Origin of the sequence: Streptomyces sp. TLI_185, assembly GCF_003814765.1 — a bacterium.
Lineage (GTDB): Bacteria > Actinomycetota > Actinomycetes > Streptomycetales > Streptomycetaceae > Streptomyces.
The window spans coordinates 5,283,956-5,296,706 of sequence record NZ_RKRB01000001.1 but is presented as its reverse complement, the minus strand read 5'-3'; the positions used below and the strand labels follow the sequence as shown (position 1 = coordinate 5,296,706).

9 protein-coding genes and 1 tRNA gene are annotated in these 12,751 nt (G+C 69.0%); 7 read left to right on the top strand and 3 right to left on the bottom strand.

The window, feature by feature from the left end; all coding sequences use genetic code 11:
- Nucleotides 1–26: 26 nt before the first annotated feature.
- The 3 genes from EDD92_RS24370 to EDD92_RS24360 form a co-directional block, all read right to left on the bottom strand.
- Nucleotides 27–869, bottom strand: a complete 843-nt coding sequence (locus EDD92_RS24370; protein WP_123966258.1) for a J domain-containing protein — start codon at nucleotides 867–869, stop codon at nucleotides 27–29.
- A gap of 160 nt (nucleotides 870–1,029) precedes the next feature.
- Entirely contained in the window at nucleotides 1,030–2,451 is a 1,422-nt protein-coding gene (locus EDD92_RS24365) for a DUF2252 domain-containing protein (protein WP_123966257.1), read from the bottom strand.
- Between the two features lie 217 nt (nucleotides 2,452–2,668).
- A tRNA-Leu gene (locus tag EDD92_RS24360) sits at nucleotides 2,669–2,755 on the bottom strand.
- Between the two features lie 553 nt (nucleotides 2,756–3,308).
- On the opposite strand from EDD92_RS24360, the gene EDD92_RS24355 reads away from it, so the two are divergent.
- From EDD92_RS24355 to EDD92_RS24320, 7 genes are all read left to right on the top strand, one after another.
- On the top strand, nucleotides 3,309–4,175 hold the full coding sequence (locus EDD92_RS24355; protein ID WP_123966256.1) for a DUF3662 and FHA domain-containing protein: 867 nt from the start codon (nucleotides 3,309–3,311) through the stop codon (nucleotides 4,173–4,175).
- A gap of 10 nt (nucleotides 4,176–4,185) precedes the next feature.
- A complete protein-coding gene (locus EDD92_RS24350) occupies nucleotides 4,186–4,701 on the top strand; it encodes an FHA domain-containing protein (RefSeq protein ID WP_099930121.1) in 516 nt (171 codons plus the stop codon).
- A gap of 90 nt (nucleotides 4,702–4,791) precedes the next feature.
- Nucleotides 4,792–6,345, top strand: a complete 1,554-nt coding sequence (locus tag EDD92_RS24345) for a Stp1/IreP family PP2C-type Ser/Thr phosphatase (RefSeq protein ID WP_185124437.1) — start codon at nucleotides 4,792–4,794, stop codon at nucleotides 6,343–6,345.
- A 27-nt stretch (nucleotides 6,346–6,372) separates the two neighbouring features.
- A complete protein-coding gene (locus EDD92_RS24340) occupies nucleotides 6,373–7,815 on the top strand; it encodes an FtsW/RodA/SpoVE family cell cycle protein (RefSeq protein ID WP_123966254.1) in 1,443 nt (480 codons plus the stop codon).
- Nucleotides 7,812–9,302 (top strand): penicillin-binding transpeptidase domain-containing protein, encoded by a 1,491-nt coding sequence (locus tag EDD92_RS24335; RefSeq protein WP_123966253.1) that lies wholly within the window; start codon nucleotides 7,812–7,814, stop codon nucleotides 9,300–9,302. Before EDD92_RS24340 ends, EDD92_RS24335 begins: the two co-directional genes overlap by 4 nt.
- 168 nt (nucleotides 9,303–9,470) lie before the next feature.
- Nucleotides 9,471–11,447: a Stk1 family PASTA domain-containing Ser/Thr kinase gene (pknB, locus tag EDD92_RS24325; RefSeq protein ID WP_123966252.1), complete on the top strand. Its 1,977-nt coding sequence runs from the start codon at nucleotides 9,471–9,473 to the stop codon at nucleotides 11,445–11,447.
- Nucleotides 11,448–11,626: 179 nt separating this feature from the next.
- Nucleotides 11,627–12,688, top strand: a complete 1,062-nt coding sequence (locus tag EDD92_RS24320) for a restriction endonuclease (RefSeq protein WP_260326715.1) — start codon at nucleotides 11,627–11,629, stop codon at nucleotides 12,686–12,688.
- Nucleotides 12,689–12,751: the final 63 nt, after the last annotated feature.

Here is a 12,751-nt window from a genome sequence, read left to right as displayed (position 1 = left end):
CGGAACCGGCTGCCCGAGCGGCGGGGCTACCCCAGCAGCTCGGCGAGCTCCGCCTCGCGCTGGGACACATCGGCCAGGAGCTTCTCGGCGATCTCCTCCAGGAGCCGGTCCGGATCGTCCGGCGCCAGCCGGAGCATCGCGCCGATCGCGCTCTCCTCCAGGTCCTTGGCGACCAGCGAGAGCAGTTCCTTGCGCTGGGCGAGCCATTCGAGGCGGGCGTAGAGCTCCTCGCTGCGGCTCGGACCGCGCTCCTGGGGAGCCGGACCCCTGGCCCACTCCTCTGCCAGCTCCCGCAGCAGCGGCTCGTCGCCGCGGGCGTAGGCGGCGTTGACGCGGGTGATGAACTCCTCGCGCCGCGCCCGCTCGGTGTCGTCCTGGGCCAGGTCGGGGTGGGCCTTGCGGGCCAGCTCACGGTAGAGCTTGCGGGCCTCGTCGCTGGGGCGCACCCGCTGCGGGGGCCGCACCGGCTGGTCCGTGAGCATCGCCACGGCCTCCGGGAAGAGCCCCTCCCCGTCCATCCAGCCGTGGAACAGCTCCTCGACGCCGGGCATCGGCAGCACCCGGGCCCGGGCCTCGTCCGCCTTGCGACGGTCCTCGGGATCGCCGGTGCGGGCGGCGCGGGCCTCGGCGATCTGCGCGTCCAGCTCGTCGAGACGGGCGTACATCGGGCCGAGCTTCTGGTGGTGCAGCCGGGAGAAGTTCTCGACCTCCACGCGGAAGGTCTCGACAGCGATCTCGTACTCGATCAGCGCCTGCTCGGCGGCCCGCACGGCCCGCTCCAGCCGCTCCTCGGGACGCGGCGCACCGTCCTGGGGCGTCGCCTGCGGCTCGCCGGCGACACCACCCTGCTCAGCTTCCGGGCTCGTCACCCGCCCAGCGTAGGCCACGGCGGAGGCGGCCAGTGCGGCGCAAGGTCATCGCATCGGGGGCCCCTCCCTCCCCCCTCCCCCCTTCCCCCGCCCCCTGCAAGCACGTCCCTCCCCAGCCCCCGCCCGCAGACACGCCGATCACACCCCCATCACACCCCCATCACACCCCCATCTCCGCAGCGATCCGCCCCGCCCGCACCGCCGCCACCAGATCGGCGTGGTCGGCCTCCGTGCGGTCGGCATAGGCGACGCCGAAGTCGGCGATCGCCTCGTCCAGTTCCTCGCTCTTGCCGCAGTACCCGGCGACCAGCCGCGGGTCGGCGCTGTGGGAGTGCGCGCGGGCCAGGAGCGCGCCGGTCATACGGCCGTAGTCGTCTATCTGGTCGGCGGCCAGCGCCGCCGGGTCGACACTGCCCTTGCGGTTGCGGAACTGCCGTACCTGGAAGGGCCGTCCCTCCACCGACGTCCAGCCCAGCAGGATGTCGCTGACGACCTGCATGCGCTTCTGCCCGAGCACCACCCGGCGGCCCTCGTGCTCCACCTCCGGCACCTCGAAGCCCGCGGTCACCAGGTGCGGCACCAGCGTCGACGGGCGGGCCTCCTTCACCTGGAGGACGAGCGGCTGCCCCCGGTGGTCCAGGAGCAGCACGACGTAGGACCGTGTGCCGACGCTGCCCGTGCCGACGACCCGGAAGGCGACGTCGTGCACCGCATGGCGGGCCAGCAGCGGCAGCCGGTCCTCGGAGAGCGTCGTCACGTACTGCTCGAGGGCGGCCGCCACCGCCGCGGCCTCCGCGTCCGGCACCCGCCGCAGCACCGGCAGCGCCTCCACGAAGCGGCGCCCGCCGTCCTCGACCTGCTCCGTCGACTTCGCCGCGAAGCGCCCGCTCGTATTGGCCCGCGCCTTCTCGGAGACCCGCTCCAGCGTGCCGAGCAGGTCGTGCGCGTCGGTGTGGGAGACGAGTTCCTCGTCCGCGATGGCGTTCCACGCGTCCAGCACCGGCAGCTTGGCGAGCAGCCGCATGGTGCGGCGATAGGCGCCGGTCGCGTCGTAGGCCGCCTTGCGGCACTGGTCCTCGTCGGCGCCGGCCTCCCGGCCCGCGAGCACGAGAGAGGCGGCGAGCCGCTTGAGGTCCCACTCCCAGGGGCCGTGGACGGTCTCGTCGAAGTCGTTGAGGTCGATGACCAGGTCACCGCGCGCATCGCCGTACAGGCCGAAGTTGGCGGCATGCGCGTCGCCGCAGATCTGCGCGCGGATCCGGGTCATGGGTGTGCGCGCCAGGTCGTACGCCATGAGGCCCGCGGAACCACGCAGGAAGGCGAACGGCGTGGCCGCCATCCGGCCCGCGCGTATCGGAGTGAGCTCGGCGATCCGGCCGCGGTGGGACTCCTCGACCGCGTCCGCCGCGTGCGGGCGGGAGCCGTCGAGGTCGAGCGCGGAGTGCGCACTGCGCGGCACCCGCTTGCGCAGCGCCTTGCCCTCGTCCTTGGGCGACCCCTCGACGGGCCACTCGGCGAAGCCCCGCACCCGCGGAAGCCGCCGCACGCCCGCCCCCGCCGCTGCCTCTCCGATTCCGGTCACGCCAACCGCCTCCCCCGCACGCCCACGAACATCAACTCGTGCCGACCGTACAGCCGGTGGCCGAAACGCGTCAGACCCTGTGGACAACTCCGCACCTGTGGAAAACGCCGCCCGGGGCCGGCCCGGCGGGCCATGTGATTGTCCTCACCGGGTAACGCGCCTCACACCACCGGGAGAACGCGAAAGCCCCCAGGTCAAAGACCTGGGGGCTTTCGGCTGGTGCGCGAGGGGGGAGTTGAACCCCCACGCCCTTGCGGGCACTGGAACCTGAATCCAGCGCGTCTGCCTATTCCGCCACCCGCGCATTGGGTGTGTCCTCCGGCTCCGGCCCTTTGGGCTGGCGCCTTCCGACACCCAGAACATTAGCATGCTGGCAGGGGTGGGTTCACATCCCTTATGCCTGCGTAGCCGCCCACCAGCACGGACGTGCCGTCCGGCCGTCGACCCACCGCCCCGCGCCCCGGCCCGCCCCCGCGACCTTCGAATCACCGGCACGCGGACGGCCCTCCCGCGAAGCGCCCCGCTCCGTATCAACACGTACCGGTTCACGTATCAACCTCGTACCGGTCCTGCCCGTCTCCCCTGGAGCCGGACAGGGTCCACAGCCAGGTGCGGGACACTTGTCTGCGGCCGCCTCTACGATCCTGGGCAGAAGGAGTGCGCGGGAGGAGTTCGAAGGGCAGCTTCGGAGGGAACCTCCGGAGGGAACTTCGTCCGGGGTCGACACCCGTCGACCGGGCCGACAGGGGGAACCAGCTGATTCACCCGCGCGTGGATACGATCAGTAAGCAGTACCAGGAAAGGCAGCGCCCGCCAGCCGGGACACTGGACGGAAGCGACATCGGAGGAGGTGCCTCATGGGAGTCCTGAAGAAATTCGAGCAGCGTCTCGAAGGTCTGGTCAACGGCACCTTTGCCAAGGTGTTCAAGTCCGAGGTCCAGCCCGTGGAGATCGCCGGAGCGCTCCAGCGTGAGTGCGACAACAACGCGACCATCTGGAACCGCGACCGGACGGTCGTGCCCAACGACTTCATCGTGGAGCTGAGCACGCCGGACTTCGAACGGCTCAGCCCCTACTCCGGCCAGCTCGGCGACGAGCTCGCCGGCATGGTGCGCGACTACGCCAAGCAGCAGCGCTACACCTTCATGGGACCCATCAAGGTCCACCTGGAAAAGGCGGACGACCTCGACACCGGCCTGTACCGGGTGCGCAGCCGTACGCTCGCCTCCTCCAGCAGCCAGCAGGCTCCCGGGCCCGCCGCTCCGCCGGCGCCGGCCGCGGGCCGCCCCGGCGGAGGGTACGGCTACCCGCCGGCCGCCGCACCCGCGGGCGCCCCGCCGATGCCCGCCGCACCGCCGCCCGGCGCGCGGCCCGCTGCCGCGCCCTACGGCCAGCGCCCCGGCGCCGCCGGCGGCCCGGTCGGCGCACCCCAGCCCGGCTCACGCACCCGCCACTGGATCGAGATCAACGGCACCCGCCATCAGATCTCCCGCCCGACGCTGGTGCTGGGCCGCAGCACCGAAGCCGACGTGCGGATCGACGACCCCGGCGTCTCCCGCCGGCACTGCGAGATCCGGACCGGAACGCCCTCGACGATCCAGGATCTCGGGTCCACCAACGGCATCGTGGTGGACGGGCAGCACACCACCCGCGCTACGCTCCGCGACGGCTCGCGGATCGTCGTGGGCAGCACCACCATCATTTACCGGCAAGCCGAAGGGTGAAGCGGGGGCAATGTCAGAGCTGACCCTCACGGTCATGCGGCTGGGTTTCCTGGCCGTACTGTGGCTGTTCGTGATCGTGGCCGTGCAGGTCATCCGCAGCGACCTGTTCGGTACGCGTGTCACCCAGCGCGGGTCCAGGCGCGAGGCCGCACGGCCTCAGCAGGCCGCCCGGCAGCAGGCCGCGCCCCCGCAACAGCGTCAGCAGGCCGGCGGCGGCCGCCAGCGCCGCAACGCCCCCACCAAACTCGTCGTGTCCGAGGGCACCCTCACCGGCACGACCGTCGCGCTCCAGGGCCAGACCATCACCCTGGGCCGGGCGCACGACAGCACGATCGTGCTGGACGACGACTACGCCTCCAGCCGCCATGCCAGGATCTACCCGGACCGCGACGGCCAGTGGATCGTCGAGGACCTGGGCTCCACCAACGGCACGTACCTCGACCGGAGCCGGCTGACGACCCCCACGCCGATTCCGCTGGGCGCGCCGATCCGCATCGGCAAGACAGTCATCGAGCTGCGGAAGTAGTACGACAATGAGCGAGCGGAGCGAGCACGCAGCGGCGGCCCCCACCACGGGCACCGGCGCGCTCCCGACCGGAGGGTGGGCACCGTGCGGATGTACCCGGAGCCGACGGGCGAGGTGCGCATGAGTCTGTCACTGCGCTTTGCCGCCGGATCGCACAAAGGCATGATCCGCGAGGGCAACGAGGACTCCGGATACGCCGGTCCGCGCCTGCTCGCGATCGCCGACGGCATGGGCGGCGCCGCCGCCGGCGAGGTCGCCTCCTCCGAGGCCATCTCCACCATCGTCGCCCTCGACGACGACGTGCCGGGCTCCGACATCCTCACCTCCCTCGGCACCGCCGTACAGCGCGCCAACGACCAGCTGCGCTCCATGGTCGAGGAGGACCCCCAGCTCGAGGGCATGGGCACCACCCTCACCGCCCTGCTGTGGACCGGCCAGCGCCTCGGCCTCGTCCACGTCGGCGACTCCCGCGCCTACCTGCTGCGCGACGGCGTCCTCACCCAGATCACCCAGGACCACACCTGGGTGCAGCGCCTCGTCGACGAGGGCCGCATCACCGAGGAAGAGGCCACCACCCACCCCCAACGCTCCCTGCTGATGCGGGCATTGGGCAGCGGCGAACACGTCGAGCCGGACCTCTCCATCCGTGAAGTCCGCGCCGGCGACCGCTACCTGATCTGCTCCGACGGCCTGTCCGGCGTCGTCTCCCACCAGACGCTCGAGGACACCCTCGCCAGCTACCAGGGCCCCCAGGAGACCGTGCAGGAGCTGATCCAGCTCGCGCTGCGCGGCGGCGGCCCCGACAACATCACCGTCATCGTCGCCGACGTACTGGACCTGGACACCGGGGACACCCTCGCCGGGCAGCTCTCCGACACCCCGGTCGTGGTCGGAGCGGTCGCCGAGAACCAGAACCACCTGCACGACCCCGGTTTCATGGAGACCCCCGCGGGCCGCGCCTCCGGCCTCGGCCGCCAGGGCCACGGACAGGGCGGCGGCGAGTTCGGCCCGCCCGGCTCCGGCGACACCACCGGCTACATCCCCGCGGGCAGCTTCGGCGACTACAGCGACGACGACTTCGTCAAACCCCGCAGGGGCCGCAAATGGGCGAAGAGATCCTTCTACATCGTGCTCGCCCTCGCCGTCGTCGGCGGCGGCCTCTACGGCGGCTGGCGCTGGACCCAGACCCAGTACTACGTCGGCACCAGGGACGAGCACGTCGCGCTGTACCGGGGCATCAGCCAGGACCTGGCCTGGGTCTCCCTCTCCAAGGTGGAGAAGGACCACCCCGAGATCGAACTCAAGTACCTGCCTCCGTACCAGCAGAAGCAGGTCAAGGCCACGATCGCCGAAGGCAGCCTGCCCGGCGCCCAGTCGAAGATCAACGAGCTGTCCGTGCAGGCCTCCGCGTGCAAGAAGGAGTCCGAGCGTCAGGCGGCCGAGAGCAAGAACAACTCGAAGACCGGCACGGGCCAGGCGGGCGGCACCACGGGAACCACCAAGACCTCCCTCACGTCCAAGGCATCACCGAGCCCCTCGACCTCACCGACCCCGTCCACATCAGCGACCGCACCCACCCCCAGCCCCGGCCCCACCCTCTCGGAGGATGAGCAGAAGGTCGTCTCGCTGTGCGGTAAGCAGTAGGCAAGCCGTGAGAGGCCCTGTCACACGATGAGCAGTACTACCAACACACCGACGCACCATACGTCCACGATCGGCGCGATCGGCGCACCGAGCCGGCGCAACACAGAGCTCGCGCTCCTGCTGTTCGCCGTCGTCATCCCGGTCTTCGCCTACGCCAATGTGGGCCTGGCGATCGACGACAAGGTGCCGGCCGGGCTGCTGAGCTACGGCCTCGGACTCGGCCTGCTGGCAGGCGTCGGCCATCTCGCCGTACGGAAGTTCGCCCCGTACGCCGACCCGCTGCTGCTGCCCCTGGCCACGCTGCTCAACGGACTCGGGCTCGTCGTCATCTGGCGCCTGGACCAGTCCAAGCTGCTGCAGTCGCTGCCCAACTACGTGCAGGCCGCGCCCCGTCAGCTGCTGTACACCGCGCTCGGGATCGCCCTGTTCGTCGTCGTGCTGATCTTCCTCAAGGACCACCGCGTCCTGCAGCGCTACACCTACATCTCGATGTTCGGTGCACTGGTGCTGCTCATCCTGCCGCTGGTGCCCGGCCTCGGCGCCAACATCTTCGGCGCCAAGATCTGGATCAGGGTCCCCGGCCTCGGCACCCTGCAGCCCGGTGAGTTCGCGAAGATCGTCCTCGCCGTCTTCTTCGCCGGCTACCTGATGGTCAAGCGCGACGCCCTGGCCCTCGCGAGCCGCCGCTTCATGGGCCTGTACCTGCCGCGCGGCCGCGACCTCGGCCCCATCCTGGTCGTCTGGCTGATGTCGATCCTCATCCTGGTCTTCGAGACCGACCTCGGCACCTCGCTGCTGTTCTTCGGAATGTTCATCATCATGCTGTACGTCGCCACCGAGCGGACCAGCTGGATCGTCTTCGGTCTGCTGATGTCCGCGGCGGGCGCCGTCGGCGTGGCCAGCTTCGAACCGCACGTCCAACAGCGCGTCCAGGCCTGGCTCGACCCGATGAAGGAGTACAAGCTCAGCCAGGCGGGCGTCGCCGGCCACTCCGAGCAGTCCATGCAGGCCCTGTGGGCCTTCGGCTCCGGCGGCACCCTCGGCACCGGCCTCGGTCAGGGGCACTCCGACCTCATCCGGTTCGCCGCCAACTCCGACTTCATCCTCGCCACCTTCGGCGAGGAACTCGGCCTGGCCGGCGTCATGGCCGTCCTGCTGATCTACGGCCTGATCGTGGAACGCGGCGTCCGCACCGCCCTCGCCGCCCGTGACCCCTTCGGCAAGCTGCTCGCCATCGGCCTGTCCGGCGCCTTCGCTCTGCAGGTCTTCGTCGTCGCAGGCGGTGTCATGGGCCTCATCCCGCTGACCGGTATGACCATGCCGTTCGTGGCGTACGGCGGCTCCTCCGTGCTCGCCAACTGGGCCCTGATCGGCATCCTGATCAGAATCAGCGACACGGCGCGCCGCCCGGCGCCCGCCCCCGCAGGCAACCCCGACGCCGAGATGACCCAGGTGGTCCGCCCGTCATGAACAAACCCCTGCGCCGGATCGCGATCTTCTGCGGCCTGCTCGTCCTCACGCTGCTGCTGCGCGACAACTGGCTCCAGTACCTCAAGGCCGACAGCCTCAAGGACGACCCGAAGAACCGCCGTGTCACCATCGCCCGCTACTCCACCCCGCGCGGCGACATCATCGTCGACGGCGACCCCATCACCGGGTCCACCACGACCAGCACCAGCGGCCTGAACGACCTCAAGTACAAGCGCACCTACAAGAACGGCCCCATGTGGGCGCCGGTCACCGGATACGCCTCGCAGGCCTTCGGCGCCAACCAGCTGGAGTCCATCGAGGACGGCATCCTCACCGGCACCGACGACCGGCTCTTCTTCCGCAACACCCTCGACATGATCACGGGCAAGGAGAAGGCGGGCGGCAACGTCGTCACCACCCTCAGCGCCGCCGCACAAAAGGCCGCCTACAACGGACTGAAGGCCCAGGGCGGCAAGGGCGCCGTAGCCGCGCTCGACCCGTCCACCGGCAAGATCCTGGCGCTGGCCTCGTACCCGTCGTACGACCCCTCGTCGTTCGCCGGTAACTCCACGTCGACGGACTCCAAGAACTGGACCGCGCTCCAGAAGAAGAACAACAAGGCCGACCCGATGCTCAACCGGGCACTGCGCGAGACCTACCCGCCGGGCTCCACCTTCAAGGTGGTCACGGCCGCGGCCGCGTTGGAGAACGGGCTGTACAACTCCGCCGACGAGAACACGAACTCGCCGCTGCCCTACATCATGAAGGGCACGACGACCGAGCTGAAGAACGAGGGCAACATCCCCTGCAAGAACGCGACGATGCGGGTCGCCCTGAGGGTGTCCTGCAACACCGTGTTCGGCAAGATCGGCTCCGACCTCGGCAACGACAAGATGCTCGCCGAGGCGAAGAAGTTCGGCTTCGACTCCGAGCAGTTCACCCCGGTCCGCTCCAGCGCCTCGGTGTTCTCCGACAACATGAACTCCTCGCAGACCGCGCTGTCCTCGATCGGCCAGTACAACACCGCCGCGACCCCCCTGCAGATGGCCATGGTCGCCTCCGCCGTCGCCAACAACGGCAAGCTGATGAAGCCGTACATGGTCGACAAGCTGCAGTCGTCCAACGTCGACACCATCGCGCAGACCGACCCGCAGGAGCTCAGCCAGCCCCTGTCGCCCAAGAACGCGCAGATCCTGCAGTCGATGATGGAGACCGTCGTCAAGGACGGCACCGGCCAGAAGGCCCAGATCGGCGGCGGCGTCACCGTCGGCGGCAAGACCGGCACCGCCCAGCACGGCGTGGAGAACAGCGAGAACCCGTACGCCTGGTTCATCTCCTACGCCAGGCTCAGCGACGGCAGCTCGCCGGTCGCCGTGGCCGTGGTCATCGAGGACGACAACGCCAACCGTGACGACATCTCCGGCGGCGGCCTCGCGGCCCCGATCGCGAAGAGCGTGATGGAGGCGGTCATCAACTCCAAGAAGTGACCCCGCTCACGTCCCCTTCACAACGGTGCACGTTGCGATACCGGTCCTGTATCGGGTGACGCACTTAGCCAGGTCACACAAAGCTAGCCGGGTACGGTAGGCCCGGACGGCAGCCTCCGGCCGCACACACGTGTGAGTCGGGACCGACGGAGAGGGCTGGTAGGAGCTATGGAAGAGCCGCGTCGCCTCGGCGGCCGGTACGAACTGGGCCAGGTGCTCGGTCGTGGTGGCATGGCGGAGGTCTACCTCGCGCATGACACCCGCCTCGGGCGCCAGGTGGCGGTGAAGACACTGCGCGCGGACCTCGCACGCGACCCTTCCTTCCAGGCCCGGTTCCGCCGGGAGGCCCAGTCGGCCGCCTCGCTCAACCATCCCGCGATCGTCGCGGTCTACGACACGGGCGAGGACTACATCGACGGGGTCTCGATCCCGTACATCGTGATGGAGTACGTGGACGGCTCCACGCTCCGCGAGCTCCTCCACTCCGGCCGCAAGCTCCTGCCCGAGCGCGCCATGGAAATGACCATCGGCATCCTCCAGGGCCTGGAGTACGCCCACCGCAGCGGCATCGTCCACCGCGACATCAAGCCGGCCAACGTCATGCTGACGCGCAACGGCCAGGTCAAGGTCATGGACTTCGGCATCGCCCGCGCCATGGGCGACTCCGGCATGACGATGACGCAGACGGCCGCCGTCATCGGCACCGCGCAGTACCTGTCACCGGAGCAGGCAAAGGGCGAGCAGGTCGACGCCCGCTCCGACCTGTACTCGACCGGCTGCCTCCTCTACGAACTCCTGACGGTACGTCCGCCCTTCGTAGGCGACTCCCCGGTCGCCGTCGCGTACCAGCACGTACGCGAGGAGGCCCAGCCGCCCTCCGTCTTCGACCCCGAGATCACACCCGAAATGGACGCCATCGTCCTGAGGGCCCTGGTCAAGGACCCGAACTACCGCTACCAGTCGGCCGACGAGATGCGCGCCGACATCGAGGCCTGCCTCGACGGCCAGCCGGTCGCGGCCACGGCAGCCATGGGCTCGGTCGGCTACGGCGGCTACCCCGACGACCAGCCGACCACGGCCCTGCGCGCCACGGACGCCGGCGCCACGTCGATGCTGCCCCCGATGAACCCGGACGACGGCGGCTACGGCTACGACGACCGCTCCCGCCGCCGCCAGAAGAAGTCCAACACGTCGACGATCCTGCTGGTCGTGGCGGGCATTCTGGTGCTGGTGGGCGCGATCCTGATCGGGAAGTATGCGTTCAGCGGGAACGGGGGCGTCGGGAACGACAAGGTGGATGTACCCAACCTCGTCAGCCTGAGCGAGAGCGACGCCCGGAGTCAGCTGGACAACATCGGCCTCAAGGTCGGGACGGTCAAGAAGCAGCCCTGCGAGAACCAGAGCAAGGGCAATGTCTGCTCGCAGGACCCGGGCAAGGGCGCCAGCCTCAAGAAGGGGGAGGCGGTCAACCTCGTGGTGTCGACGGGCGCCCCGAAGGTGCCCGTACCGGACGTCACGCGCCTGCAGTTCGACCAGGCGAAGTCCAAGCTCGAGGACAAGGGCTTCCGAGTCGAGCAGAAGCCCCAGGAGTCCGACCAGCCCGAGGGCCTCGTCCTCCAGCAGAACCCGAAGGGCGGCACGGAGAAGGAGAAGGGCACCACGATCACCCTCACCGTGGCCAAGGCTGCGGAGACGGTCCCCGTGCCCAACGTCGCCGGCCAGAGCTGCGACGACGCCAAGTCCGCGCTGCAGGCCGTCGGCCTGGCCGGCAACTGCGTCAACACGCCCACCACCGACGACAACCAGGTCAACAAGGTCATCTCGACCAACCCGGGGATCGGCACCCCGGTCAAGAAGAACACCGCGGTGCAGATCAGCATCGGCCAGAAGCAGAACAACCAGGTCCAGGTGCCGAACATCCAGGGCCAGAAGCTGAAGGACGTCAAGAACGCCCTTCAGCAGGCGGGCCTCCAGGTCGGCAACATCAACGGCTCCCAGGACGACAACGCCATCGTCATCAGCTCGGACCCGCCCCAGGGCAGCACGGTCGACCAGGGCACGCCGGTCAACCTGAACACCTTCGGCGGGAACGGCAACGGCGGCAACGACGGAGGTACCAACATCTTCGGCGGTACGAGCGGCTGACGCACCCCACCTGTATCGATGGGCCCCTGCCGGACTTCCCGGCAGGGGCCCATCTGTCTGCCACCGACCAGGGACGGAAGACCTCGCGGACAAACGTTTGTTCTTGCGTCGATCGTGTCTTCATATGTGCCGACTCGTTGATCGGGTGGGGTGGGGTATCGGAGCTCTGCCCTGGCCACATGGCCACACCGCGAACGGAAGGGCAGAACGTGATCAACGAATCGGTGCTGCTGGAATCGAAGTCCCTGCGGGACAGCGTGCTGGACCGGACGGATGTGCTCGACAGAGTCAAGGCGCTGTCACTGCTGCCGGACGGGATGCATGTGACGACGGCGATGGTGGCGGCTTACTTCGAGGTGAGCCGCAAGGCCATCGAGTCGCTGGTGCTCGACCATCGAGAGGAACTGGTAGCCAACGGGTACCGCGTATTGGCAGGTACAGAACTGACCTCCTTTAAGGAGGTCAGTGGGATTCAGTCGCGCTCTCGATCGCTTGCGCTGTACCCACGCCGAGCCGTCCTCAACATCGCCATGCTGCTCCGGGACAGCGAAGTCGCACGTCAGGTACGTGTGTACCTCCTGGACATGGAGTACCTGGCGCGCACCCAGCCTGTGGATAACTCCGTCCACAGGGAAGCCATCTCCCTCGACGACCGCATCGACCAACGCATCACCCACATCCTCGGCAAGACAGTCGTGCCGATGTTCAATGCCCTGATCGAAACCTCGGGCGAGCACCGTAAGGAGCTGATCGCCCTGCGGGCCGGAGTTCAGCGCATCGAGCGACGGCTCCATCAGCACAACGCACGGCTGAAGAGGCTCGAAGGAGTACGAGACGACCGCCCCGCCATCGGAGTCATGGCCGCTATGGACGCCATGAACGGCAAGACGTTCGAGCGCCACATCGCCAAATTGCTGATCCGCGACGGCTGCACCAACGTCGTCGTACAGGGTGGTCACGGAGACCGGGGCGTCGACATCATCGGGCTCACGGCCGGCGGGCGACGTCTCGTCGTCCAGTGCAAGAGGTGGGCGCCCTACCAGACCATCAGCAGCCCGGACATCCAGAAGTTCATCGGGTCGGCCAAGGTGCTGTACAGCACAGAGGTGGCGCTGTACGTGGCGACGTGCCCGTTCACGCCAGAGGCCCTGAAACTCGCCGAAGAGACCGGGATCACCGTCGTACACCGTGGGGGGCTGGAGGAGTGGAGCGCTGGGGAGCCGCTGAAGGTTCTGGAGTAAGCACGACCTGAACCAAAGAGGCCCGAAGCCGCAAGAGCAAGTTGCGGCTTCGGGCCTTCGCCA

Excerpts from the sequence above, each read along its gene's own strand:
- EDD92_RS24340 (WP_123966254.1), top strand. The coding sequence starts at position 6,373 with ATGAGCAGTACTACCAACACACCGACGCACCATACGTCCACGATCGGC.
- EDD92_RS24345 (WP_185124437.1), top strand. The coding sequence starts at position 4,792 with ATGTACCCGGAGCCGACGGGCGAGGTGCGCATGAGTCTGTCACTGCGC.
- pknB (WP_123966252.1), top strand. The coding sequence starts at position 9,471 with ATGGAAGAGCCGCGTCGCCTCGGCGGCCGGTACGAACTGGGCCAGGTG.
- EDD92_RS24350 (WP_099930121.1), top strand. The coding sequence starts at position 4,186 with ATGTCAGAGCTGACCCTCACGGTCATGCGGCTGGGTTTCCTGGCCGTA.
- EDD92_RS24355 (WP_123966256.1), top strand. The coding sequence starts at position 3,309 with ATGGGAGTCCTGAAGAAATTCGAGCAGCGTCTCGAAGGTCTGGTCAAC.
- EDD92_RS24335 (WP_123966253.1), top strand. The coding sequence starts at position 7,812 with ATGAACAAACCCCTGCGCCGGATCGCGATCTTCTGCGGCCTGCTCGTC.
- EDD92_RS24320 (WP_260326715.1), top strand. The coding sequence starts at position 11,627 with ATGGCCACACCGCGAACGGAAGGGCAGAACGTGATCAACGAATCGGTG.